At 69.4% G+C, this 24,278-nt stretch carries 24 protein-coding genes; 16 read left to right on the top strand and 8 right to left on the bottom strand.

What is annotated here, in order from left to right; genetic code table 11:
• Positions 1 to 213: 213 nt before the first annotated feature.
• The 3 genes from ACWDMM_RS06000 to ACWDMM_RS06010 all read right to left on the bottom strand — a co-directional run bounded on the left by ACWDMM_RS06000 (position 214) and on the right by ACWDMM_RS06010 (position 4,237).
• Positions 214 to 1,278: a fused (3R)-hydroxyacyl-ACP dehydratase subunits HadA/HadB gene (locus ACWDMM_RS06000; protein ID WP_195079072.1), complete on the bottom strand. Its 1,065-nt coding sequence runs from the start codon at positions 1,276 to 1,278 to the stop codon at positions 214 to 216.
• A 175-nt stretch (positions 1,279 to 1,453) separates the two neighbouring features.
• A complete protein-coding gene (locus ACWDMM_RS06005; RefSeq protein WP_195079071.1) occupies positions 1,454 to 2,827 on the bottom strand; it encodes a lipase family protein in 1,374 nt (457 codons plus the stop codon).
• Between the two features lie 234 nt (positions 2,828 to 3,061).
• Entirely contained in the window at positions 3,062 to 4,237 is a 1,176-nt protein-coding gene (locus ACWDMM_RS06010) for a lipase family protein (RefSeq protein ID WP_195079070.1), read from the bottom strand.
• A 343-nt stretch (positions 4,238 to 4,580) separates the two neighbouring features.
• Between ACWDMM_RS06010 and ACWDMM_RS06015 the strand changes: the two genes are divergently transcribed.
• Complete coding sequence (locus ACWDMM_RS06015) at positions 4,581 to 4,823, top strand: hypothetical protein (RefSeq protein WP_357103363.1); 243 nt, start codon at positions 4,581 to 4,583, stop codon at positions 4,821 to 4,823.
• A gap of 10 nt (positions 4,824 to 4,833) precedes the next feature.
• On the opposite strand, the gene ACWDMM_RS06020 is transcribed toward ACWDMM_RS06015, so the two are convergent.
• On the bottom strand, positions 4,834 to 5,943 hold the full coding sequence (locus tag ACWDMM_RS06020) for an alpha/beta hydrolase (protein ID WP_324722353.1): 1,110 nt from the start codon (positions 5,941 to 5,943) through the stop codon (positions 4,834 to 4,836).
• 165 nt (positions 5,944 to 6,108) lie between these two features.
• On the opposite strand from ACWDMM_RS06020, the gene ACWDMM_RS06025 reads away from it, so the two are divergent.
• The 4 genes from ACWDMM_RS06025 to ACWDMM_RS06040 all read left to right on the top strand — a co-directional run bounded on the left by ACWDMM_RS06025 (position 6,109) and on the right by ACWDMM_RS06040 (position 8,210).
• The gene (locus tag ACWDMM_RS06025; protein WP_323124093.1) at positions 6,109 to 6,624 is read left to right on the top strand and encodes a DUF2599 domain-containing protein; all 516 of its coding nucleotides are present in this window, start codon (positions 6,109 to 6,111) and stop codon (positions 6,622 to 6,624) included.
• Between the two features lie 34 nt (positions 6,625 to 6,658).
• The gene (locus ACWDMM_RS06030) at positions 6,659 to 7,318 is read left to right on the top strand and encodes an SDR family oxidoreductase (protein WP_195079068.1); all 660 of its coding nucleotides are present in this window, start codon (positions 6,659 to 6,661) and stop codon (positions 7,316 to 7,318) included.
• Between the two features lie 64 nt (positions 7,319 to 7,382).
• Positions 7,383 to 7,685: a putative quinol monooxygenase gene (locus ACWDMM_RS06035; protein WP_043690427.1), complete on the top strand. Its 303-nt coding sequence runs from the start codon at positions 7,383 to 7,385 to the stop codon at positions 7,683 to 7,685.
• Between the two features lie 297 nt (positions 7,686 to 7,982).
• Entirely contained in the window at positions 7,983 to 8,210 is a 228-nt protein-coding gene (locus ACWDMM_RS06040) for a hypothetical protein (RefSeq protein WP_323124094.1), read from the top strand.
• Between the two features lie 101 nt (positions 8,211 to 8,311).
• Here the strand turns inward: ACWDMM_RS06040 and ACWDMM_RS06045 are convergent, their stop codons facing one another.
• Together ACWDMM_RS06045 and ACWDMM_RS06050 are read right to left on the bottom strand one after the other, a co-directional pair.
• The gene (locus ACWDMM_RS06045; RefSeq protein ID WP_357208758.1) at positions 8,312 to 9,199 is read right to left on the bottom strand and encodes a helix-turn-helix domain-containing protein; all 888 of its coding nucleotides are present in this window, start codon (positions 9,197 to 9,199) and stop codon (positions 8,312 to 8,314) included.
• Between the two features lie 90 nt (positions 9,200 to 9,289).
• A complete protein-coding gene (locus ACWDMM_RS06050; protein WP_039797917.1) occupies positions 9,290 to 9,511 on the bottom strand; it encodes a DUF397 domain-containing protein in 222 nt (73 codons plus the stop codon).
• A 325-nt stretch (positions 9,512 to 9,836) separates the two neighbouring features.
• On the opposite strand from ACWDMM_RS06050, the gene ACWDMM_RS06055 reads away from it, so the two are divergent.
• The 4 genes from ACWDMM_RS06055 to ACWDMM_RS06070 all read left to right on the top strand — a co-directional run bounded on the left by ACWDMM_RS06055 (position 9,837) and on the right by ACWDMM_RS06070 (position 13,043).
• Positions 9,837 to 10,634: an SAM-dependent methyltransferase gene (locus tag ACWDMM_RS06055; protein ID WP_357103367.1), complete on the top strand. Its 798-nt coding sequence runs from the start codon at positions 9,837 to 9,839 to the stop codon at positions 10,632 to 10,634.
• 223 nt (positions 10,635 to 10,857) lie between these two features.
• Complete coding sequence (locus tag ACWDMM_RS06060; protein ID WP_195079064.1) at positions 10,858 to 11,094, top strand: hypothetical protein; 237 nt, start codon at positions 10,858 to 10,860, stop codon at positions 11,092 to 11,094.
• A 149-nt stretch (positions 11,095 to 11,243) separates the two neighbouring features.
• Positions 11,244 to 12,506 (top strand): PucR family transcriptional regulator, encoded by a 1,263-nt coding sequence (locus ACWDMM_RS06065; RefSeq protein WP_357103370.1) that lies wholly within the window; start codon positions 11,244 to 11,246, stop codon positions 12,504 to 12,506.
• Between the two features lie 102 nt (positions 12,507 to 12,608).
• Complete coding sequence (locus tag ACWDMM_RS06070) at positions 12,609 to 13,043, top strand: CBS domain-containing protein (protein ID WP_357103373.1); 435 nt, start codon at positions 12,609 to 12,611, stop codon at positions 13,041 to 13,043.
• On the opposite strand, the gene ACWDMM_RS06075 is transcribed toward ACWDMM_RS06070, so the two are convergent.
• The gene (locus tag ACWDMM_RS06075) at positions 13,040 to 13,471 is read right to left on the bottom strand and encodes a pyridoxamine 5'-phosphate oxidase family protein (RefSeq protein ID WP_357103375.1); all 432 of its coding nucleotides are present in this window, start codon (positions 13,469 to 13,471) and stop codon (positions 13,040 to 13,042) included. The genes ACWDMM_RS06070 and ACWDMM_RS06075 overlap by 4 nt on opposite strands.
• A 138-nt stretch (positions 13,472 to 13,609) precedes the next feature.
• On the opposite strand from ACWDMM_RS06075, the gene ACWDMM_RS06080 reads away from it, so the two are divergent.
• The 5 genes from ACWDMM_RS06080 to ACWDMM_RS06100 all read left to right on the top strand — a co-directional run bounded on the left by ACWDMM_RS06080 (position 13,610) and on the right by ACWDMM_RS06100 (position 19,721).
• The gene (locus ACWDMM_RS06080) at positions 13,610 to 14,875 is read left to right on the top strand and encodes an aminotransferase class V-fold PLP-dependent enzyme (protein WP_449936239.1); all 1,266 of its coding nucleotides are present in this window, start codon (positions 13,610 to 13,612) and stop codon (positions 14,873 to 14,875) included.
• Entirely contained in the window at positions 14,872 to 16,158 is a 1,287-nt protein-coding gene (locus tag ACWDMM_RS06085; protein WP_195079059.1) for a heavy-metal-associated domain-containing protein, read from the top strand. The genes ACWDMM_RS06080 and ACWDMM_RS06085 overlap by 4 nt, the downstream gene beginning before the upstream one ends.
• On the top strand, positions 16,155 to 17,651 hold the full coding sequence (locus ACWDMM_RS06090; protein ID WP_449936241.1) for a decarboxylase: 1,497 nt from the start codon (positions 16,155 to 16,157) through the stop codon (positions 17,649 to 17,651). Before ACWDMM_RS06085 ends, ACWDMM_RS06090 begins: the two co-directional genes overlap by 4 nt.
• Positions 17,651 to 18,976, top strand: coding sequence for a pyridoxal-phosphate dependent enzyme (locus tag ACWDMM_RS06095; protein ID WP_449936243.1), 1,326 nt, complete (start codon positions 17,651 to 17,653; stop codon positions 18,974 to 18,976). The genes ACWDMM_RS06090 and ACWDMM_RS06095 overlap by 1 nt, the downstream gene beginning before the upstream one ends.
• Positions 18,977 to 19,091: 115 nt before the next feature.
• Complete coding sequence (locus ACWDMM_RS06100) at positions 19,092 to 19,721, top strand: TetR/AcrR family transcriptional regulator (RefSeq protein ID WP_195079056.1); 630 nt, start codon at positions 19,092 to 19,094, stop codon at positions 19,719 to 19,721.
• Here the strand turns inward: ACWDMM_RS06100 and ACWDMM_RS06105 are convergent.
• Positions 19,709 to 22,771, bottom strand: a complete 3,063-nt coding sequence (locus ACWDMM_RS06105) for a tetratricopeptide repeat protein (RefSeq protein ID WP_449936246.1) — start codon at positions 22,769 to 22,771, stop codon at positions 19,709 to 19,711. The genes ACWDMM_RS06100 and ACWDMM_RS06105 overlap by 13 nt on opposite strands.
• 121 nt (positions 22,772 to 22,892) lie before the next feature.
• On the opposite strand from ACWDMM_RS06105, the gene ACWDMM_RS06110 reads away from it, so the two are divergent.
• Both ACWDMM_RS06110 and ACWDMM_RS06115 read left to right on the top strand, forming a co-directional pair.
• The gene (locus tag ACWDMM_RS06110) at positions 22,893 to 23,126 is read left to right on the top strand and encodes a hypothetical protein (RefSeq protein WP_357208769.1); all 234 of its coding nucleotides are present in this window, start codon (positions 22,893 to 22,895) and stop codon (positions 23,124 to 23,126) included.
• Positions 23,127 to 23,145: 19 nt separating this feature from the next.
• Positions 23,146 to 24,246 carry an SPFH domain-containing protein gene (locus ACWDMM_RS06115; protein ID WP_357208771.1) on the top strand — a complete coding sequence of 367 codons (1,101 nt, stop codon included), beginning with the start codon at positions 23,146 to 23,148 and terminating at the stop codon, positions 24,244 to 24,246.
• Positions 24,247 to 24,278: the final 32 nt, after the last annotated feature.

A 24,278-nucleotide genomic window follows, 5' to 3' on the forward strand; every position in this document is an offset into this window, starting at 1 on the left:
ACGGTCACGAGCCGCGGTGGTCCCGCGTCTGTTCGCGTGCCCGACCATCGGTTCCTACGAGCCACCGAAGGGCCACCCGCCGGGCAGCCCGCGTGGCGGGAAAAAGGCGCGGGAACGAAATACGTTGCGTCCGAAGCATCCTGCCGCGTGCCCGTGCACCGACGCGATGCCCGTGGTTCCGGCCCGCCGGTGGCGGCGGACCGGATGCTCGGTTCAGCGCAGCACGACGTCCGCCGTCGCGCGACCGAAGAGCTTGCGGTCCCCGCAGGTCGCGGTCAACGCGATGGTGGCGGCACGGCGCCGCGGATCCAATTCCTTGACCCGACCGCGGAATTCGATCGCGCTCGCTTTGGTCGCCGCTACCGGGGCGAACCCGGCGAACCGCACGCCGTACCGGGTGACGGCGGCCGGATCACCGAGCCACGAAGTGAGATACCCGGCGCCGAGACCCATGGTCAGCAGTCCGTGCGAGACCACGTCGGGCAGCCCGGCGCTGCGCGCGACCACGTCGCTGAAGTGGATCGGATTCGAATCGCCGGACACACCGGCGTAATTCACCAGGTCCCCCCGCGACAGCGGCACCGTGCGCGCGGCGAGTTCCATGCCGACGGACAGGTCCTCGAACGCGGGGACGGTTCGCGGCGTGCGCGGCTCGTCGGCCGAATCCGCTGCCACCACCTCGTCGAAGACCTCGACCAGTCCGCCGTCGTCACCGGCCTCGCGCCCGGCCGCCGCGTCCGCGCGGTCGGTGGCCGACTGCCCGGTCATGATCACGCCGTCGACCGCGGCGCGCAGATCGGCGGCCAGCTCGACCCCGGTCTGCGCCACCGCGGTGGTGTGCGCGGTCTGCAACACTTCCTTGTGCTGGTTGCTCAGCACGTTCCTGGTGACCATGAAATCCTTGTCACCGAACTGCCGGAACGACTCGATGTAGGAATCGCACCGCACCTCGTCGCCCGCGACGATCGGGCGGTGCACCCGGATCGACTGCTCCGTCTGCAGCACCTGGCCGAGGTCGTAGCCGCTGAGCACGGACTCGAACATCTTGCGCTGCATCAGCATGAGGACGATCGAGGAGAACGTCAGCGGCGCGACGAGCCCGTCGAAGCCGAGCTCCGCCGCGGCGTCTTCGTGCCGATGGGCGGGGTGGCCGTCCCGCAACGCTCGCGCGAACTCCCGGATCTTCTCGCGGCCCACCTCGTACGGGTCGGTCAGGCGGTAGTGGCGCCCCACCAGTGCCTTGGCTTGTTCGGACGCGGTGGTCGTGATGTCGTTCATGTGCCTCTCTCGGGAATGCGCCGTCACCCCCGCACGGCCCGGCCCACCGTACCGAAGACCGCGACGATGCCGCGGCGCGCACTCGCCAGCTCTGGGCATACGGACCGAAGGGGACACGGTTTGATCGCGAAAGCGGGCACTCCGCGTTACCGCACCACCTGGTGCCGTGCGACGGTCAGCACTCGTCCGGCGCAGGCACCCCCCGCAGCCTGTCGTCCAGCCACATCATGGCCTCCGGATAACCGAGCGCACCCGCGATGATGTGCTCACCGAGCACACTGCGGTAGACCGCGGGCACGCCGAGGCGGCACTGCTCCGAATAGAGATTGCGCGCGCCCTCGGCGGGGATCCAGAACTCCTGCTCGCCGTTGTAGACGTAGAGCGGAGTCGCCGACCGCATGCCGGCCATCTTGGTCACCCGATAGATGTCCGTGGCCAGCGCCGAGTGGAGAGGATCGGGGAAGTTCGCGGCGATGTCGATGGGCAGCATCAGCACACCGATCGCTCCATAGCTGCTGCCGCACATGTTCTTCACCGGCGAGGTGGCCACCCACTGGGCGAGGTTGTTCATCCGGGCCAGGATCTCCGGCCGCTCGCGCCCGATGCCGAACACCGCGCCCATGAATATCGCCGAGGCGAGGTTGCCGTTCATGCTGCGGGCCAGGATCTCGAAGTCGGCCGGTACGCCGCCCAGCGCGGCGCCGACGATCACACCGGCCAATTCCGGTGCGTAGCCGTCGATCAGCTTCACCGCGCCGTGGGTCGCGATCGCACCGCCGGAGTACCCCGCCAGAGCGAACTTCGCGGCGCCGAACTCGTCCGGGAACAGTCCGCGCACCGCCCTGATCGAGTCGAGCACGGCGTGCCCGGCCACGATGGGTTCGGCGTAGGCCATCGACGGGCCCTCGTGGTCCGGGATCAGCACGGCGTAGCCGCGCAGCGCCGCCAGATGCGTCGTGGGCGGCAGGAAGTCGGTGCTGCTGGTGTCGGGGTTGAGCCCGTGCGCGAGGGTGTATCCCGGCGTGCAGCCGCGGCCGAGGGCGTCGATGGGCAGGTTGTTCACCACCACCGGCCGCTGACCCGGCCCCGGCCACGGTGCGGCGGGCACGATCAGCGTCGCCGTGGCGTACGACGGCGCGCCGTGCGCGTCGGTCGTGCGGTACTTCACCAGCAGCGCACGCTGGATCGGCAACAGCAGCAACGGCGCCGCCGTGGCGCGCACGTCGCGGACCTCGATGACCTGCCCCTCGGCCCATTCGCCGAGATTCTCGGGGCGTAGGTCGAACATCGGATCGCCGACGGCCGATGGCATCGCGGCCGAGCGCAGCGCCGCCAGCGACGGCGACAGCGTAGTCGCCTCGTGCGTAGGCGAAATCGGCTCGGGCAGCGGCGCGATCGGCGGCGGCGGGATCACCTGATCGATGAGTTGTTGCAGCGCGGGCAGCAATCCCCCGGGCGGCGGGGCGGGCGGAGGCTCCGCGGCGGCGGGGACGGCCAGGACTGAGCCGGCGGCGAGCAATGCCACAGCAATGGCACGCGAAATCTTCATGGCACACGCCCTCGGGTGCGAAACGGCAACGTCGTCTGGCACCCGGGCGCACTGGCCTCGACCCCCGAAATGTCCCCTGTCAGACCGGGAGCCAGGACGTCAGGCTACGTCAACGCCCAGGACTGGACGCAGTAAAGCATCCGAGTTGTGTTGTCGCGTATCCATATCGCAACAACCGGGCCGGGACCCCTTTCCCGCGAGTGGGTCCCGGCTCGGCCGTGCGCGTATCGTCGCTCAGCAATTGCTCGGCGCCGGCTCCCCTCGGAATCGGGCGTCCAGCCAGTTCAGTGCCGCGGGAATGCCCAGCACCGCCGCGGTCAAATGGTCCGGAACGGGGATCTCCTCGGTCTGCACTCTGGCGCCCGCCGCGCACCACCGCTTGTCGGTGTTGACCACCGCGTCGATCGGGATCAGGCCGTCGATCGGCGAATGCCATTCGAACACCGGCGTCTTCGGCACGCCGTCGTAGAGTTCCAGGCTGTTCTCCTCGACCACGGCGCGGGCGGTGTTGTCGTTGATCATCGAGGTCGTCTTGGCGAAGTCCAGCGCGCCGCGGCCCGCTCCGGTGGAGAGGATGTCGTTGGTGCAGCTGTTGGCGATCTGCGCGCGAGCGGCCAGACCCCGTTCGTTCAGCTGGTCGCTGAGCGGGAACCGGGTCGGGTACTCGCGTTCCAGCCCGAACCCGGCGGCGAACGCCAGACCGAACACCGGATGCGGGTTGAGCCCCAGCCCCTCGAGCATCTTCACCAGATTCATCGGCACGCCGCCCATGGCCGCGCCCGCGATGTCGAGTTCCGGCGCGTACCTCGGCTGCAGGGCCGCCGCCCACGCGGTGGCCATCCCGCCGCCGGAGTATCCGACCATCGCCACCGGGCTGCGCTGCACACCGAGTTCGGCGACCTGCTTCACGGCGCGGATGCCGTCGAGCGTGATCTGCCCGCCGAGCTTCGCCGCGCCGTAGGCGAAATTCGGGCCGAGGTGGTCGGGCAGCGCCACGCTCCAGCCGCGCGCCAGCAGCACGTTCCAGCCCGGCGCTTCCCGCACGACCAGGTTGGGATCACCGGTGTAGAGCACCCGGGAGACCGAGCACTCCGAGCCGAGCCCGTTGATGATGTGCTGGAACGACAGCAGCGGGCCGTCGGGACGGTGCGCCTTCGGCGTCAGCACCGTGGTGGTCGCCGCGATCGGTTTGCCCTCCGAGCTCGTCGACCGGAACCGGATCACGGTCACCGTGGTCTCCGGGAAGATCGCCAGCGGCGGCATCACCCTGGTCGCGAGCACGTCGCCGGGCTTGCGGTCGGCGATGTCCGCGGGGGTCGAATAGAAGGGATCCGGATCGGGATCGGGATACAGCGGCGCGCCGGTCGCGGCGCCGGCCAGGCTCGCGACCAGCACCAAGCCCGCGGCCATCGCTCCGATCGCACGTGCGAGACGTCTTCGCCGCACTCCCCTACCCAACGAACGTGGGCCCTGACTCATCGACGTGTGCCTCCTGAATCATCCGACACTGTGCTCATCCTCGCAACGGGACCCGCGCGGAACACCACCCGGCGCGATCATGTTGACAATTCACAACATTGGGTCGCCGGGCCTGTGCTCGCGGTGCGCCCCGGCTGGTGACTGTACCCCACGACGCCACGTCCGTTCTGTGACATTTCCAGCCGATAACTTGCAACATGTTCTCAGCAGTGGCGTGGCTCTACCGTCAGTCCTACCGGCGCGGCTGCCGCGCCGGCGGGAAGGAGACGGTGGCATGGACGGCACTGTGCGCGGACTCGCCGACCGCGACGACACCCAGGATCCGCCGACCCAGCGGATCACCGTCTACTTCGACGGGCCGACCCCCGAGGACGCGCTGGTCCTGGAGTACGCGGCCACCAGGACCGAGGCGGGGGAGTTCACCTCGGCCGCCGCGCACGCCGGGCTCACCGTCACCGTCGACGGCCAGGTCCGCCCCGGCCTGCGCAGACTACCGTGCCGATCGCTCTGGCGCTGAGCGAGCGGGATCAGGGCCGGTCGAGCACCCCGCGCAGGAAGGCGAGCGCATCGGGGAACGCCTCGCGCGCCGCACCCAGATGATCGCCGGGATACCAGCCCACCCGCAGATCGGTGCCCGCGGAGCGCAGTTCGGCGACCAGCTCGAGGGTCAGCGGCGCGGGCACCTCCAGATCCGACAGCCCTTGACCGAGATACAGCGGCACGGCGTAGCCGCTCGTCGGCACCCGCAACATCGCGCGCACCGCGGCCAGCAGCGCGGGATCGTCCAACGGCCGTGCCAGCATGGCCCCGATGCCGATCCCGGACACCTGCGCGTCCGCCTCGACGGCGCAGTCCGCTTCCACGATCCGCAGGACGTCGTGGCCCACCGGGGTCAGATAGCTGTCGATGTCCAGCTCGGGCGCACTGGCGCGCAATCCGGCCAGCAGCATGCCGAAGTAGGTCGTCGTCTTCTGCAGCGGCAGGCGCGGCAGCCAGGGACCGGCCAACGGGAACACCGCCTCCAGATTCGACGGCGCGCCGGTCGCGGCCGCGCCGCGCAGCTCGAGGTCCGGCGCGTCGCCGGGAGCGAACCGGGCGGTGAACAGCGCCGCGTGCCCGCCCTGCGACTGACCGAACACCGCCCAGCGTGTGCCGAGCGAGGGGGCGACCGCCCGTGCGGCACGTACGCCGTCGACGATGCTTCGGGCCTGGGCCGGGCCGTCCAGATAGGGATGCACGCCGGGGGTCCCCAGTCCGACGTAGTCGGAGATCACCACCGCGTAGCCCGCGCGCAGCAGATCCGGGTACACCGACGACAGGTAGTAGTCGCGGGGTTGCAGCGTGAACGCGCACTGGTCGGCGATGCCCGAGGTGCCGTGCGCGTAGGCGATGATCGGCCAACCCCCTTGCGGCGGATCGCCTTCGGGCAGATACAGCACCCCGGTGCTCAGCATCGGCCCGCGCGGGCCACGCGACCAATACGTCAGCCGTTCGGCGGTCGCCGCCCCCGCCACGCGCAGCCGCCCCGCCAGTTCCACCAGGTCCGTCACGGTGCCGGGCGCCTCACCCACCCCGGCGTCCGCGGCCCCGGCCACCGCGATCGTCATCGAGACCACGACGCCCGCCGCCCCCGCCATGAATCGTCCACACCGCACCGACCGACTATGCCCAGCCGCGACCGCACCGGCAAGCCACCACAATCGGTGGCCCGGCCGGGGACCCTCGCCGGGACCGCGCCGGCTCGCTAGGCTCGGTTGAGCACGCCGGAAACCGGTGCCGAGGAGAACACAGGAGGTTCGACCGTGGCGCAGCGGTACCCGTATCGCGTCGTCACCCGGCGTCGCGCCACCGCGCTGCTCGCGACGGGCCTGATATCCCTGACGGCCGCCTGCGGCGCCGACTCGTCCGATCCTTCGGCCGCGGCCACGACCACGACCGTCCGCACGACGACCGCGACGACCACCTCCGCATCGCCCCTGGCCGCCCTGCCGTCCGTCGACCCCTACGCGGGACAGCCGCTGATCGATCGCGTCGCGTGGACCGAGACCATCGACGGTCCCCGGCTGCTCGTCTTCCCGACGCAGGCCGGGCGGCGGACCACCTTCCCCGGCTCGGACGAACGGGCATGGCAGGAGATCGTGGCCGAGTCGGCGGACGCGGAGGCACCCGGCATGCGCGATCAGTTCATCTGCCACTGGGCGTGGGCTCGGCTGGTTCAGCCGGACAAGCCGAGCTGGAACCTGGAACCGTGGCGCCCGGCGGTGGGCTATCAGGCCACCGTCGAAGCGCGCTGTAATCCCGGCGGCCCCGAGCGCTGAGCGCGGGCGCCGCCCCGACCGGAAGGAGCCATCCATGCGCGTCGTCATCGCAGGGGGGCACGGAAAGATCGCACTGCTGCTGGCACCCGTGCTCACCGCGAACGGCCACGAGGTCGCCGCCCTCATCCGCAACCCCGGCCACACCGCAGAGGTGCGCGCCACCGGTGCGGAGCCGGTGCTGTGCGACCTGGAGAAGGCGGGCGCCGACGAGGTGGTCGACGTCGTCAAAGGATGCGACGCGGCGATTTTCGCCGCCGGCGCCGGGCAGGGCAGCGGCGTGGACCGGAAATACACCGTCGACCTGGGCGGCTCCGTCCGGCTCGCCGAGACCGCCGAGCGCACCGGGGTACGCCGTTTCCTGCAGATCTCCTCGATGGGCGCGGGCAGGGCACCCGCGCCGGGGACCGATGAGGTGTGGGCGGCGTACATCGACGCGAAGACCAAGGCCGAAGAGGATCTGCGCGCAAGGGATCTGGACTGGACCATCCTGCGCCCCGGCCGCCTGACCGACTCCCCCGGCACCGGACGGGTGACGCTGGCGCCGCCACCGGTCGGGCGCAGCGAGGTCCCGCGCGCGGACGTGGCGGCCGTTCTGGCCGGGCTGTTGCCCGCCGCGCACACCTTCGGGCTGACGCTCGAACTCGTCTCGGGTGACACTCCGATTAGCCAGGCAATTGCACAGCTGACCGACTGAGCTGTGGCGCACCCTGCCACCGCCCTTGCCGATCGACCGCAACGGTCACGATGGGAGAACAACCGTGTTCAGCCGAATCGTCTCGATGAAGATCCGCCCCGGTTCCCGCGCCGAGTTCCTCGCGGCCATATCCCGCAGCGCCGACGCCTCCGTCCGGACCGAGCCCGGCTGTCTGCGCTTCGACATCTGCGCAGATCGGGTGGATCCGCACCGATTCTTTCTCTACCAGCTCTACACCGACGACGAGGCGGCAGAGGCGCACCGTTTCACCGAACATTTCCTCGCCTGGCGGGCCGCGGCCGACCAATTCGTCGAGCCGGGTACACAGATCGATTACAGCACGGACGTCCTATTCGGCCGCGACTGAAATTTCCGGATCCGGCACCGTTTCCGCAAACTTCCGGCCGCGAAATACCCACTGCGCACGTGCAATCGATCGTGCAGATGTGCTTGCATTTGAAAGGTACGGCGGCATAAACTCGGTCCCGCAACGCTTTACAGGGGACCATCAGGGGAGGCCGCGTGGGCGAGCCGAAGGCCGAAGCCGCCGTGGGTTTGCCGCCGCCAGACAAACAGGGGCGTTCGAATGGAACAACCACTTACCGGCGGTCGGTTCGGATCAGCCGACACCGCACTGGCCGACCAGCCAGCGAACGGTAGACATATGAGCACATTACCGGCCCACAGCGGCCACACCGATACCACTTTTTCCCGAGAAACCGCCGTGGCATACGTCATCGATGCCGTCGAATCCACCGGGGCGGCAACTCGGCACGATTTCGATATCGACCGGATCGTCACCACCGCGCACGCGATGGCCGACGACTGGGATCTCGAGGCACTGCAGCCTGCGACGTTCTGGCGAATCGCCTCCAGCTTCATCAAGCAGTAGACCGTTGCGCCGTCCGAGCCCGGCGGAGCACGAAACAAGCGAGCGGCCCCCTCCGAATCCGGAGGGGGCCGCTCGCTTATCGGGTCTTCGGCCGGGTGGGCTCAGTGCCCCTCGGCATACTTCTCCATGATCGCGATCGACTTGTCCGGCTGCAAGGCCTGGACGCTGAGCCGGTCCATCACCGAGAGGTACAGCGCCAGGTCTTGCCGCCGCTCGAGATACAACGCGCTGGTCAACTGTTCGAGATACACGATGTCCGGCAGTTCCGCCTCGGCGAAACGCAGGATACTGAAGGAACTGCCCGCCGCGGCGTGCTCACCCGCGGTGAACGGCAGCACCTGGATCGTCACGTTGGGCAGCTTCGCCAGGCGGACCAGGTGCAGCATCTGCTCGCGATGCACCTGGCGACCACCGACCGGCCGCACCAACGCGGCTTCGTCGAGCACCGCCCACACCACCGGCGGATCCGCGCGGAACAGGATTTCCTGCCTGCGCTGACGCACCGCGACCCGCCGATCGGTGTCCGCGTCCTCGTAACCGAGCGCCACCACCGCCCTGGCGTATTCGGGCGTTTGCAGCAACCCGGGAACAAGATGCGACTCGTAGGTGCGGATCTTGCTCGCGGCCTGTTCCAGACCGAGGTAGGTGCCGAACCACTGCGGCAGCAGGTCGCTGTAGCGATGCCACCAGCCGGGCTCGTTGGCCTGCCTGGCCAGCTCGAGGAACGACTCGCGCTCCGCGGCGTCGTGGACGCCGTAGAGGGTCAGCAGGTCACGGATGTCGCGTTCCTTGAAGCCGGTACGGCCCAACTCGAGACGACTGATCTTGGCGTGCGATCCCCGGATCGCATCACCCGCGGCTTCCCTGGTGATGCCCTTCTTCTCCCGAAGCTTGCGCAACTGGCCGCCCAATGCGATGCGTAGCACGGTCGGACCACGTTCCGCGACAACGGATTGCACATGACCATCGTCATCGGGTTCAGCGATCATCGAGTTCGTCTCCGATACTCCGGGGGTTGCCCACAGTGTGTCACAACCACCTGTCGCGAAACACACCGCACCGACCGCCAATGTTACCGCTCAGCTAGTCAAATAGTCGAACTCCCCGGCCTTCGCGCCGCGGACGAACGCATCGATCTCCGGACGCGTATAGATCAAGACCCCACCTTCGGGGTCACGCGAGTTACGCACTGCCACCTGGCCGTTGGCCGTTTCGGCCACTTCGACGCAGTTGCCGCTCGGATTGCTGAAGGAACTCTTGCGCCAAGTTCCGATGATCTCGTTGGTGGATGTATCCGACATCTTCCCCACTCCTCCGTTACCGCAGTCAGGCGATTCGGTTCGTGCAGATGCACGTTCAAACGTTCTTGCATCTGCACCGACACCGGACGATAGCACGAAGTTCGCCCTCTGTGCGCCCGCTGGCTGGGACCACCAGGAGCCAGATGTGAAACGCGGTCGCCTCGACCCGGAAACATCGAGATCAGCTCCCCGATCCAGCCCGCTGGACGCGCGTGAATCTTGTACTGTCACAGTGCACATCGGATGTACCAGTCATTCGCGACGACCCCACGCGCCCACCCGCACGGCAGCGTCGCCGACCCGTTTCGCCTAGGAGTACAACCCCATGCCCGAAGACCACAGCCCGCTCATCCGAACCGACATCCCCCACTCCGCGCGGATCTGGAACTACTGGATGGGCGGCAAGGACTATTACGAAATCGACCGCATCGCAGGCGACGCCGGGATCGAGGTGGATCCGGACATCACCACCATGGCGGTGCAGTCGCGCCAGTTCCTCATCCGCGCCGTGCGCTACCTCGCGGGCGAAGTCGGCATCCGCCAGTTCCTCGACATCGGGACCGGCCTGCCCACCATGCAGAACACCCACGAGGTCGCCCAGAGCGTCGCGCCCGAGTCCAGGATCGTGTACGTGGACAACGATCCGCTCGTGCTCACCCACGCGCGGGCGCTGCTCACCTCCACCACGCCGGAGGGCGTCACCACCTACATCGACGCCGACTACCACGATCCCGAGCTGATCATCGCCGACGCCAAACACGTCCTGAACTTCAACGAGCCCATCGCCGTGATGTTCATGGGCGTGCTCGGCCACGCCAAGACCTACGACGACCTGCTGCGCATCGTGCACACCGTGCTGGATTCCGTTCCGTCGGGCAGCTACCTGGTGATGTGGGACGGCACCGACGACAGCAAGGCGTATGTCACCTTGTGCGAGAACTACACCGGCACCGGTGGCACTCCTTACGTCCCCCGTCCGCAGGCTCAGATCAAGGCCGTCTTCGACGGTCTGGAGCTGGTCGACCCGGGCTTCGTGTCCATCACGCAGTGGCGCGCGGGCGACACGGAGGTGGGCGAGTCACGGCCGATCTCCGCCTACGGCGCGGTCGCGCGCAAGCCGTAAGGCCCCTGAACACCAAACGGCAAGCGGCACAGCGGCGGTCGCCGGTCTCGCACCGGCGACCGCCGTCCGCTTTTTCTCCGCCCGATCGTGCAGATGTACTTGCATTTGCAAGCGACGGGGGAATAGACTCGAACCCGAAATCGGGGAGGTACGCAGGGAGTTCGAGCCTGCGCCACCAGTACGCCGGCCTCCCCGCCGCACGCCGGACGCGAGGGGTAGTCGAATGATGGAGCCATTCCGAACTTCCCCCCTGGTTGCCGTCATCGATGGCGCGGGCGCCGATCACTTGCGTCAGTACTCCGCGCCCGAGCCGGCCATGGCCGATTGCAGTGTGGAGCCCCGCGGCCTCACCTACCGGCAGGCCCGCGACATTCTCTACGCCCACGAGGTCCACGGCCCGCAGTGCAGGCAGTGGCTGGCGGCCGCCGCGTACCTGTCAGCCGGGCTGGACGACGAATAGTCCGGCATTCGCGTCACTACGGAGCGCGCCGCGTTCCCAAGCGATCTCACAGATCACTCCCGGTCCATTCGCCCCTTTCGTATAGTGATCGATCGACCCGGGCGCGATTTCTCGCACGCCCGGCGTGGCATTTGGGGAGCGAATTCGTCATGACCTACTCCGCGTTGGATCTGTCCGCCGACTCGTCCGACCCGGTGCTGGAAATCGGTGGACAGCCGGCTTCGGTGCCTTTGCAGAACACCGAGAGCGTGGCCTCGCACATGGTCGGCTATTTCGAGAACGTCATGGCCCCCTGCCGCACGTTACCCGGCGAGCAATTGCGCGGAGACGTCACGAAACTCACCCGCAGCTGCCTGAATCTCGCCGCCGAGATGTTCGACCGGCGCACCGTGCCGGACGAGCAGCAGTTGGGCCCGGTGCGCGCGGCCGCCGCCCGCTGGGCGCGGGAGGGCGTGCCGCTGAGCACCATCCTGCGCGCCTACCACGAAGGATTGCGCATCGCCTTCGGTCTGGTCACCGCGCCCGCCGAGGCCGACGACGTCGACGAGGTGCTGGTCGCCGCCGATCTGCTGCTGGAACTGCTCGAGGCGATCAGCGCGGCGGTGTCGGACGCCTACGTCGACGAACAGCACCTGGTCGCCAAGGAGCACCAGACCGCGGCGCAGACGCTCGCCTCCGCGCTGCTGAGCGGTCGCGGCAGCTCGGCCCTGGCCCGGCAGACGGGCATTCCGATCGCGGAGTCGTATCAGGTTGTGGCCCTGTCGATTCCGGAGCACGCGGACGAGCGCGATCCGCGGGTCGACGGGAACGTCGCCGCGCGCCGCAAGCTGCGCAGGCTGCAGTCCGAGCTGGCCACCGTTTTCGCCTCACGCGCGCTCGCGCTGCTCAGCGCCAAGGGCGGCACGCTGCTCATTCCCTTGGACGACGAGGTCGAGACCGTCCTCACGGCGGCGACGCTCGAGCTGCTGGCCGCCGCCGCCGAGGTCCCGCTCACCGCGACCGTCGTCCCGACCGACACCGATCGGATTCCCGAGTCGGCGGATCAGGCACACGAGCTGCTCAATCTGGTGCGCGTCGGCGTCCGGCCGCCCGGCCTCTACCAGATGTCGGATCTGGCGGTGGAATACCAGCTCACCCGCAGCGGCCCGGCCACCCGGCGGATCGCGACCATCCTCGACCCGCTCGACGCCCATCCCGAGCTGTTCGACACCATGCGCGCCTATCTCGGCAACGACATGAACCGGCAGCTCACCGCGCGCCAGCTCTACGTGCACCCGAACACCGTCGACTACCGCCTGCGTCGCATCGCCCAGCTCACCTCGATCGACCTGGCCACCTCGGCGGGCATCTCCCAGGCGGCGATCGCCCTGCTGGCCCGGGATCTGGATCGCAGCGTCGCCCGCCGCCTGTGACGTCCGCACCGTGACCCGATCGTCGCCTGTAACGGATTCGTGCTGGTCACCGGGCGGTGAACTTGCGATCCTGGTAGTGCCGCGACGTCTGGATGGTGAAATATGCGAATTTCGGAGATCCTGCGCAGGAAGGGTAGCGACGTCGCCACGGTCGCGCCCGGTACGACGGTACGCGCACTGCTGGCCACCCTGGCCGAGCGGAACATCGGCGCGGTCGTCGTCTCCCCCGACGGCAACGCGATCGCGGGCATCGTCTCCGAGCGCGACGTGGTGCGCAGTCTGCACGCGTGGGGCGCGGAGCTGCTGGACACGCCGGTGTCGGCGATCATGACCTCGGTGGTGCGCACCTGCGCGCCCGACGACCGGGTCGACGGCCTGCGGCGCATCATGACCGACCACCGCATCCGGCACCTGCCGGTGGTGCACGAGGGCAGGCTGGTCGGCATCGTCAGCATCGGCGACGTGGTCAAGAGCGCGATCTCGGAACTGGCGGACGAACGCGAGCACCTCGTGGAGTACCTGCAGGGCAGGTACTAGAGCTCGCTGACGTTCCCCAGGTCGGCCGAGAGCCAGCGCTCGGGGCGCAGGAAGACCGCGACCTGCTCGCCGTAGGCCTCGGCCGCCTTCAGGTATGCGTCGACCGATTCGGGCGGTAGATACCGCGCGACCATTTCGCGGTGCATCTCGTCGGTCATCGGAGTGGTCCGGGTGACCGGGCCTTCCACGCTCACGTACCGGACCGTGGGTTCGACCTGCTGCACCATCAGACCGAACCGTCCGGCCTCCCGGAGGTAGCGCATCTTCTGCGACTGCGGGCCGGTCAGGATCCAGGCCTCGCCACCCGGGCTGTACTGGTACCAGATCGGGACGGTGAGCGGGCCGCGACCGGCGCCCGCGGCCACCGAGAACGCCGCGACATGCGGCTGCGCGAGGAACTCTTGACGCTCTTGCAGGGTCAGAGGCATACGTTCCAGGCTAGTCGTGAAAGCCGTTGTCCGCGACAAAGCTTCGAAGTGCGTACCGGAATTGCGTATCGTGGGTGACGTCCGAGTTACCGGTGTGAAGGGAGCGTCACGTTGCGGTCCCCCGCCCCGAGATCGCCGGTGACGCGAACGGCGGAGGCCGCACGGCCGCCGGAAACGCCGGCATTCGCGCCAGCCGCGGTGCGGTCGCTGTTCCCGGCGCTCGCCGGCGCAACCGAGGTCTACTTGGACAGCGCCGCCACCACACAGAAGCCGCTGCCGGTGATCGAGACCATCCAGCGCTACCACAGCAACGGCACCGCCAACGCCGGCCGCGGCACCTACCCCTGGGCCACCGGTCTGACGGCGCGCATCGCCGGCGTCCGCGAACGGGCCGCCGCGTTCATCGGCGCCGAGCATCCGGATGAGGTGGTCTTCACCGCGGGCGCCACCGCCGCGGTCAACGCCGTCGCGCTGTCGTGGGGCCTGACGGCGCTCGCCGACGGCGACGAGATCCTCTACAACGCGGGCGATCACGCCTCCAACGTGTATCCGTGGCAGCACCTGCGCGGGCTGCTCGCCCGGTTCGGACGCCGCATCCACCTCATCCCCTACCGGGTGACCGCCGCCGGTGAGGCGGACACCGACGACATCCTCGCCAAGATCACCCCGCGCACCCGGCTGATCACCACCGGGCATCTGCATCATGTCTTCGGCGGCCTCAGCACGCTGGAGGAATTGCGCGACCGGATCGATCCGGCCATCCTGCTGTGCTTCGACTGCTCGCAGAGCGGCGGCCATCTTCCGGTCGACGTCACCGCCCTCGGTGCGGATTTCGCGATCTTCGCCGCGCACAAGATGTTCGGTGCGCCCGGCACCGGGATCCTGTACTGCCACCGTCGCGTGCACGACCGATTGGCGCCGTTCCTGCCCGGCGGCAATTCCGGCGTCACGGTGGATCCGGACGGCCTGCGGCCGGGTCCGATGCCCGCGCTGCTGGAAGGCGGCACGCCCGACATCCCCGGCATCCTGGCCCTCGGCAGTGCGCTGGAGGTGCTGGAATCGATCGGCCTCGACGTCGTCGCCGCGCACAACCGCGCCCTGACCCTGCGCCTGATCGAGGGGCTGCGAACGGTTCCCGGCCTGGAGTTCCTGCCCGGCCCGGCGCACGCGACCTGCGAGGTCGGCTACGGCATCGTCTCCTTCACCCTGGAGGGGATCTCGGCCGCGGACGCGGGGTTCGTCCTGAGCGAGTTCGGCTTCCTGGTGCGCACCGGCGCGCACTGCGTCCCCGCCGACACCGACGGCGCGGGCTCGGTGCGGGTCAGCACGCACATCTACAACACGCCCGACGAGATCGACCGATTCGTCGCGTGCGTGCGAACCATCGCCGAGGAGGTCACGTGAGCAACGACATCCCCCGCTACGACCGGAAGGCCGCGTCCAGGGTGCTGGCCGGACTCGCGCAGGCAGGGTTGTGCGCAGAACCGGCTCCGGCCCCCCGACATCGGCGATTCGAATTCACCTGTACGCCATTGGGTCTGGAGCAGGGCAGCCATCTCACCTACTCCCAGCGGCTGTATCTGGAACGGTTCATGCGGCCGTGCCGCGCGGACCAGGTGACCAGCGCGACCCATCGGATCGCGTGGACCGACAGCGCAGGCATCCCGAATACCGGGCACTTCCGCGCCGACGGCCTCGGCCCTGCGGTGCCGATCGCGATGCGCGAGACCGTGCTGGCGCTGTGGCGCCAACTGGACGATGACGCCGAGTTCGCCGCGCGGGTCGCGGCGCTCGGCACGGACGACCACGCCGTGCTGGCGGGCACGACCACCGACCACGATCCGCGCGACATCTTCCGGGTCGGCATCGAGGCCGCCGGGCGCGTACTGGCCCAGCACGCGCTGCTTGCGGCGCAGACCCCCTACCGCGATGCCGCCGAATTCGCCGAGGGGCTGCGCGTTTCCGGGATCTTCGCCGCGGTGGCCACGCGCTGGTTCTGGGAATTGCAGGCCTCCACCTACCGCAGGGGCATGATCCCGGTGACGCTCGTCGCGCAGCCCGACGGCACCGTTCGCTATTCGGCGGAGACGGTGGCGACCCTGCGCGCGATGAAGGATGCCACGATCGCCGACGCGCGTGCCGTGATGGAACGCGCCACCACGGTGGAAGGTCTCACGACGGCCGAGGCGATCGCCAAGTATCACGACGACCTCGACCTGATCTCCCGCCAGTACGCCTTGTTGCCGGAGGGCAGTCATCCGGCCTGCCTGGCGGCCATGCCGCATCAGCTCGACGGCGGGCATTCCAGCGTCCTCCCGCCGCTGGTGGACCGATTCGTCGCGACGTTCATCGAGATCGCCGACCGCTGCGCGGCCACCGAGGTGAGCGCCGAACTCGACGAGGCCACCGCCGACCGCGCCGCCACCGCCGAGGACCAGGTGTTCTACGTGCCCGATATGACCTGCAAGCACTGCGTTCGCACGATCGGAGGAGTGCTGGAGTCGATGGACATCCGCGTGGCCGAGATCGATCTGGACAGCAAGCGGGTGGTGGCCGAGTTCCGCAGTCCGCGCAATCGCGCCCGCGCGTTCGAGGCGATCCGGGACGGCGGCTACAACCCGGTTTCGCAGCGCCCCGACGACGTGCCGCGGGCGTCGGCCGCCGAGCCGTCGGAAGCCGCCGTATGACGCCATTGCCGCAGGCGTTGCCCGCGAAGCTGCATCCGATCGTCCGCGCCTTCCTCGACACTCCCGGCCTCGCGACGGAGACGCTGAAGAGATTCGGATCGCCAGCGCATCTGGTGTTCCCGCAGGTCTATTCGGAGAATCTGCTGCGCCTGCGCACCGTGCTGGAACGAACCCTGCCCGGGCACCGCGTCTGCTACGCGCACAAGGTGAACCAGTCGCGCGCCTTCGTCCGCACCGCCGAACGCGAAGGCATCGCCATCGATGTCGCCTCACCGCACGAACTGACCAGCGCCGTCGCCGCCGGGTTCGATCCGCCACGTATCGAGGTCACCGGGCCCAAGGGGGAAGCCTTCCTGCGCGATCTCGTCGGCCGCGGGGTCACGATCAACGTGGACAACCTCTGGGAGCTGGGCCGCATCGAGGAACTGGCCGCCGAGCACGCGGAAATACCTGTGCTGCTGCGGGTTTCCGGTTTCGACGCCGGGCAGGTGAGTCGGTTCGGGATGCCGCAGGCGCACGTCGAGCGGGCCTTCGATCTGTTGTCGGCGCGGCGCGGGCGAGTCGCTTTCCTCGGGTTCGCTTTCCACCTGGACTCCGGCGACCTCGGCGAGCGCGTCCGGGCGATCGACGCCTGCCTGCGCCTGATCGAGCGCGCCTACGAGCGCGGACTCGCCCCTTCGGTGCTCGACATCGGCGGCGGGTTCCGGCAGGTGTTCACCGCCGACGCCGAACGGTTCGACGCCTACGTGCTCGCACTGCGCGAATCGCTGCTCGGCCGCGGGGAGCCGATGACCTGGGGCAGCAACACGTTCGGCTATCACGTCGCGGGCGGGGCGGTGCACGGCACGCCGGTGTTCCACAAGTACGCCAACACCGTCCCCGCCGACCGGATGCTCGCCGACCTGCTCGACGCTCCGCTGGAGCGGCACGGCGGGCGCACGGTGGCGCAGGTGGCGGGTGACAACCTGCTCCAGCTGTGGCTGGAGCCGGGCAAGGCTCTGGTCGACCACGCGGGGATCACCGTGGCCACGGTCGAGTTCGTCAAGGAGGTCGCCGACGGCAGCGTGCTGGTGCACGTCGACCTCAGCCGTGATGCGGTGACGCCCGCCGATCAAGAGGTCATGGTCGATCCGATCCTCCTGCACGGGGCAGGCGCGGGCGACCGCGCGACGGGGCCGGTCGGCGTCTTCTTCGCCGGAAGGCTGTGCTTGGAACGCGATCTGATCACCAATCACAAGGTGTGGCTGCCCGCACGACCCGAGCCGGGCGATGCGGTGGTGTTCCCGAATACCGCCGCCTACCACATGGACCTGTCGGCCGCGACGGCCTCCATGCACCCCCTGCCCCCGAAACTCGCGGTCACCCGTTGGCCGGGCGGGTTCCGCGTCGTGCCCGACGCCGACTACGAACCCGGCTTCCCCGCCGAGTCGTCCCGGCCACCGCACAGCGCCCCGCCCGCGACCGGCCCGGTCCGATCCGTGAAGGCTCCCTGATGCGCTACGACCACATCACCGAACTCATCGGCAACACGCCGCTGCTGCGGCTCGACCCAGCGGTGCACGGGTTGGCGAAGGTCGAGCTCTACGCGAAACTCGAGTCGCACAATCCGTTCGGTTCGGTCAAGGACCGGGTGGCCTGGGCGATGCTCCGTGACGACTTGGAGCAGATCCGCGCCGAGGGGCGCACGCTCATCGAGGCGTCCAGCGGGAACACCGCCAAAGCGCTGCGCGTGCTCGGCGCGATGTACGGGATCGGCCTGCGCGCGGTGACCAACCGGATCAAGGTGGGCGAGGTCCGTGACCTGCTGCAGCTGTTGGGCACCGAGATCGTGGAACTGCCCGGTCTGTCCGAGTGCCCCGACCCGACCACGCCGAACGACGTCTACTCGGTGATCGAGGCGACCATGGCCCAGCAGCCCGGCGCGTACCGGCACCTGTCGCAGTACACCAACGAGAAGAACATCGAGGCCCACCACCACGGCACCGGGCGGGAGATCCACGAGGACCTGGCGGCCGACGGCATCACCAGGATCGACTATCTGATCGGCGGGCTCGGCACCACCGGCTCCACCAGGGGCACCGCCACCTACCTGCGCAAGCACCATCCCGAATTGCGCACCGTCGCGGCGGTTTCGGAGCGGTCGGACTTCATTCCCGGTATCCGCTCGGAGAGCGAGATGTGGGATGTCGGGCTGTTCCAGCCGGATTTCTACGACCGGATCGTCACCGTGGCGGCGGGCGAGGCCGTGGACGCGACGCTGCGCCTGGCGCGCGGCTACGGCGTCCTGGCCGGGCCGACCAGCGGCGCGAGCTACGCGGCCGCGCTGCGGACGCTCGGCGCGCTCGATCTGTCGGCGACCGATCCGGCGGATCCGGTCGTGGCGGTGTTCATCGTCTGCGATCGGCTCGAGCCGTACCTGTCGTACTTCAAGAAGCGCAGGCCGGAATGGTTCGGCCGCGCCGAACGGGAAGCGGAGCCCACCGCCGATGAGCTGGCGGCGGTGCCGCGCCTTTCGCCCGAGCAGCTGGCGGAGCTGGACCGGACCGAGCGCCCCACCATCGTGGACAGCCGCGGCGCCATGGCTTACCGGATCGGGCACGTGCCCGGCGCGTTGAACATCCGCGACGACCAGCTCGACGACATGTTCGGCCAGGGCATCCCGTTCCCGCGCTCACGCCCCGTCGTCTTCGTCTGCCCCGTCGGTGAGCTGTCGGTGCGGTTCGCCGCGCGCGCCCGGCGCGCGGGCTACGACGCCGCCAGCTTGGCCGGTGGCGTGGTCGGCTGGCGCGACGCGGGGTTGCCGCTGGAACGCGGCTGATCACCCACGGGCGCGCGGGCCCGCCGCGCGGCCGGAATCCGGTTCGGCGAGCCACGGGAGGGCGGGGCGGGTGAGCGCGGCGCCGGGGCACGCCGGCAGGCACTATCGTTGGGCCGTGCAGACAGGTCAGGACGCAGACGACGACGGGGGCCCACGGATCTGGGGTGGGACGACGCTCACCGAGCGCAGGGAGACGCGGCGGGCTGCGCTGTTGGAGGCGGCGCTCGATCTGATCGGCGAGTCCGGCGCCAGCGGGGTCACCATGCGGGCGGTGTGCCGCAAGGCCAATCTCACCGACCGCTATTTCTACGAGAGCTTCGCCAGCCGCGACGAGTTGCTGGACGTGCTCTACCGTCAGGTCGCCGAGGAATTCCTGGAACCGATGACGGCCTTCGCCGCCACCGACGACCCGTCCCGCGACCGCGCGCTGTCGGAGATCCTGGTGGACAAGGTGCTCGCCGACCCGCGCAAATCGCGGCTGTTCCTGGTCGAGCCGTATTCCAGCACCGGGCTCGGGCAGACCACCTTCGCGGTGATGCCGGTGTTCACCCGGATCATGCAGGACCATCTGTTCGCCCACATCGACGACCCGGTCAAGCGCAGGCTGGCGGCCGTGACCATGGCCAGCGGGAACGCGGGCATGTTCTCGGCGTGGCTGAACGGTTCGCTGCGCGCCACCAGGGAGCAGATCATCGAGCACTGCCTCGCGATGCTCACCGTCTACCGTTCGCTCTACCGTTGCTGACCGCACCGCATGGCGTCCGGACGGTCGGTCCCGGATCGGTTTCGCCAGTACGCCAGGGTGCTCTGCGTCCGGATGGTGGCGGCGTGATTGGGGCCGAGGGCACGCAGCTCCGCGACCAGCAGCACCTCCAGTTCCGCGACCGCGCGGGTCAGGTCGCCGTGCCGGGCGCGGCAGCCCGCGAGTTCGTTGCGGGTGTCGAAGGTGTCCGGATGATCCGGGCCGAGCACCCGCAGCCGGTCGCCGAGCAGTTTCTCCAGATCGGTGATCGCGCCGGCGAGGTCACCGCTGTCCGCGCGGTATGCGGCCAGTTTGCCGCGGGTGAGCAAGGTGTCGGGATGCTCGGGGCCGAGCACCCGTAGCCGATCGTCGAGCAGGCGGGTGAACTCGGCGCCCGCCCCGGCCAGATCACCGCTGCGCGCGCGGAACGCCGCGAGGTTGTTGCGCGCGCCGAGCGTGTTGGGATGGTCGGCGCCGAACACGCGCAGGTAGTCCGCCACCAGCTGCTCGAACTCCGCCCGCGCGCCCGCGAGATCGCCGCTGCCTGCCCGCCAGTACGCCAGGCTGTTGCGGGTGCGCAAGGTGTCCGGATGGTCGGCGCCGAGCACGCGGGCACGGTCGGCGCGCAACTGCTGGAACCGGGCGATCGCCCCGGCGAAATCGCCGACATCGCCGCGATTGGACGCAAGATTGTTCCTGGTGCGCAAGGTTTCGGGATGGTCGGGCCCCAGCAGGCGCAGCTGGTCGGTGAGCAGCTGCTCGAACTCCTCGCCCGCGCCGGCGTAGTCACCGCAGCGCGCGCGGTAGCTGGCCAGCCTGTCGCGGGTGTCCAGGGTGGCCGGGTCGTCGGGGCCGCACACACGCAGCCGGTCGGCGAGCAGCTGCTCGAAATCGGCGACGGCGCCGACCAGGTCGCCGCTCTCGGCGCGGTGATAGGCCCACCGTTCCCGCGTGGTGAAGGTGTCGGGATGGTCGGGCCCCAGCGACTCGGCGAAGTCGGGCGCCCAGGCGGCCCACAGATCGCGGTCGTCGGCCGATCTGCCGGTCTCCAGTTTCTCCAGGAAGTCGACGGCCAAGGCGGAATCGCCGTAGGCCAGGCAGTGCCGTACGGCCGCGCCGCGCGCGTAGTCGGCGGCCGGGTCGCTGTCGTCGGCCTGGATCGCCGCGACCAGGGCGCGGTGCGCGTCCGCGATGCGCACGCCGAGGCGACGGCATTCCGCCTGCAGCGCGGGCAGGAACGCACCGTGGGTCACGCCGAGCGACTCGCGAACGGTGCCGGGATGACTGCGGGTGACCAAGGTGCCGAGGTTCACGGCGATGTCGCGGACCCTGGCGGCGCTGAGGTCGACCCCGAGCGAGGACAGCGCCGCGTCCAGCAGTTCCAGCGGCAGCACCGGACCCACCCCCGCCGCGACGAGCACACCGAGCAAAGTCGCTGTGTCACTGGTGGTTTCCGGATCGAGCCCGCGTAACGCCGTCTCCACCCGCAGCGCGATGACCCGGTCGAGGCCGATCCCGGAGGCGACCGCGCCGTCGGTCAGCCCCGAAGCGACCTCCAGCAGCATGCGCGCGACCAGCCAGCCCCCTGCCACCACCCGCGAACCGCTCGCGTCCGTGGGAGTCTCCGCCAGCAAGCGCTGAATCCAGCCGATCCAGTCCACCGGGCCCAGCGGCGCCGTGCCGCGCGCGGAGTCCACCACGGCCGCGATGTCGTCGGCCGCCGGTTCGGCGACGTCGATCCGGTACATGTGCGCCAGCCCCGGATCGTCCTCGACGCCGGTGCCGGGCCGGATGCCGACGATCACGCGCACGTGCCGGAGATCTTCGCGGCGGGTCAGATCGGCGATCGCGGCCACCAGCAACCGCCTGGTTCCCTCCTGCGGCTGATTCAGCCCGTCGAACACCAGGGTGACCCGGCGCCCCGCCGTGGACAGGCGGGCCAACGGGCGGCGGACCAGGATGTCGAAGATGTCGAACTCGTCCCTGGGCCGGTGCGCCCTGGCCGCGCGCGCCGCCTCCCGGAAGCCGGGCAGGCGCGCGTCGAGTTGCGCGGCCAGCTCCGCCGCCACGGATTCCACCGAACTGTTCACCGTCAGGAACACCGCGGCGGTGATGTAGTCGGGGGTGACGGCGAGCCCGTCGACGAGGCTGGGCCGGATCAGCATCGCCAGCAGCGTGGACTTGCCCACGCCCGCCGGGCCGAGCACCGCGCGCAGGCGGTGGCTGCCCGCGTCGACGATCGCGTCGAGACGCTCGCGCACATCGAGCGTCAGCAGCAGGCGCCGGGTGAGCTGATCGACGAACCCGGCGGCGGAGCGCCCGCTCACCGCGTCGCGGTGGCGCGCGGTGTTGGGCACCAGCCACAGTCCGGGGTCGACGCCCTGCGTCGTGGACACCGCACCGGAGCTGAACGACAGATGCTGCGGCTGTTGGTGGATGCACTGCACGGCGATCGGATCGACCAGGTCCGAGGGCAGCAGGTTCTCCCCGCGCAGCGGCAGGCCCAGGTCGAAGGTGGCGAGCATGGTCCTGGTGAAGCAGCCGGAGTACGCGGGCCCGTCGCCGGAGGCGACCAGCAGTTCCATCCGGCCGCCCGACTGCGCCAGCAGATCGGTCCACCGGCGCGCGGCGCCTTGCACACCCTGACCCGCCTCGCAGGCGTCCACGAGCAGCACCAGCCCGTCCAGCGCGGCCCGGTCCAGCCGCTCACGGATCTCCTGGGTCAGGTGGAAGGCGTTGTGCGAGTTGGGATCACCGGGCGAATCGTGACCGAGCAGGTAGAAGTCCTCCGCGCTCGTCGCCACACCGTGCCCGATGAAGCCGAGCAGCAGGGTCGCCTGCCGCTGCGCCGCCGCCGTGAAGGCCGCGTCGACGGCCTCGAACAGTTGCGCGGCAGTGGGATTGAGCACCGGGCCGTCCAGATCGATCGCAGGCCGCCATCCGCCCGCTTCGGTCAGACTGCCGTACAGGCCGTTGGCGAGTTCCTCGGTGAATCCCAGTTCGCCCAGCGCCGCGCATTCCGACCCCACCACCAGCGCCAGCCGACCTCCCATGCAAGAAACATACCCGCGCCGCCGCGGCCGTTACGCCGCGCCGTCGCGCCGGTCCGGTACCGAAAGACGCTGCGGGAGACGTAGGGTGACGGTCCGGTGACCGGAAGAAGGAGATCACGCGATGACCGACCCGGTGGTGGGTTTGACGGGTACGCTCACATCGCCGATCCGAGGTGCCGGGACGCTGGGCGAGGTCCTGGTCGCGATTCGCGGGGGAACCGAGCTGTACATCGCACAGTCCGCCGAGCCGATTCCGGCCGGTGCGGCCGTGCTGGTCATCGCGGTCCACCCGGGGCGCGTCGTCGACGTCGTCCCGTGGATTCCGCTCACCCCGGACCCGGCGGCAGAAACCTGAGAGAGCAAGGGAGACAGACGTGCTGGGTTACCACGTGCCGGACCCGGACGAGGCGATGCTGGTCAGCGGCGGCAAGAGCCGCGACAACGCGCCGTTCAAAGTAGTCATCGGACGCGGCGCCTGGGTCGTTCCGCTGTTCCGCAAGGTCCGCTATCTGTCGCTGGCGATGTTCGAAGCCGAGATCAAAGAGCGCTGCGTCACCAAGCAGGCGATCCAGCTCGACGTCCGCGCGGTGATCGCGTTCAAGGTCGCCAACGACACCCAGTCCATCGTGAACGCCGCGCAACGGTTCCTCTCCGAGCAGGAGCGGGAGATGTCGGTGCTGACCGGGCGCATCTTCTCCGGGCACCTGCGTTCGATCGTCGGCTCGATGACGGTCGAGGAGATCATCCGGGAGCGCCAGAAACTGGCCGACGAAGTGCTCGTCGCGTCGAAGGTCGAGATGAGCAATATCGGCCTGTGGGTGGATTCCTTCCAGATCCAGTCCATCGACGACGGCAACCTCGGCTATATCGCCGCGCTCGCCGCGCCGCACAATGCCGCCGTCCAGCGCGACGCGCAGATCGCGCAGTCGCAGGCCGCGCAGGCGGCGGCGCAGGCCGAGCAGGAATCCCAGCGCAGGCAGGCGGAATATCAGCGCGAGACCGCGATCCTGCGCGCGCAATACCAGCGCGACATCGACAAGGCCAACGCGGAGGCGGCGCAGGCGGGCCCGCTCGCCGAGGCGATGGCGCTGCAGGAGGTGCTCACCGCCCAGGCCGAGCAGGCGCGCAAGGAGGCCGAACTGCGCGAGCAGCAGTTGCAGGCCGAGGTCGTCAAACCGGCTCAGGCGGAAGCGGATCGGGTGCGCATCCTGGCCGAGGCGGAGGCCGACCGCACCCGCATCCAGGCCGAGGCGGCGGCCTCGAACAACCGGATCGCGCTGGATCAGTTGTTGATCGAACAACTTCCGGAAATCGTGCGGCAGGCCTCGAACGGGTTGGCGAACGCGAATCTCACCGTGCTGAACGGACCGGACGGAGTGAGCGAACTGGTGAACGGAATGGTCGGTCAAGGACTCACCGTATTCAACTCGTTGCAAAAGGCGCTTTCCTCCGACGACGGCGAAAAGGCGCGTTAAAGTTGCCCAGTAGCGACGGCGACGAGGAGCGG

The organism is Nocardia sp. NPDC003726, from assembly GCF_053586955.1.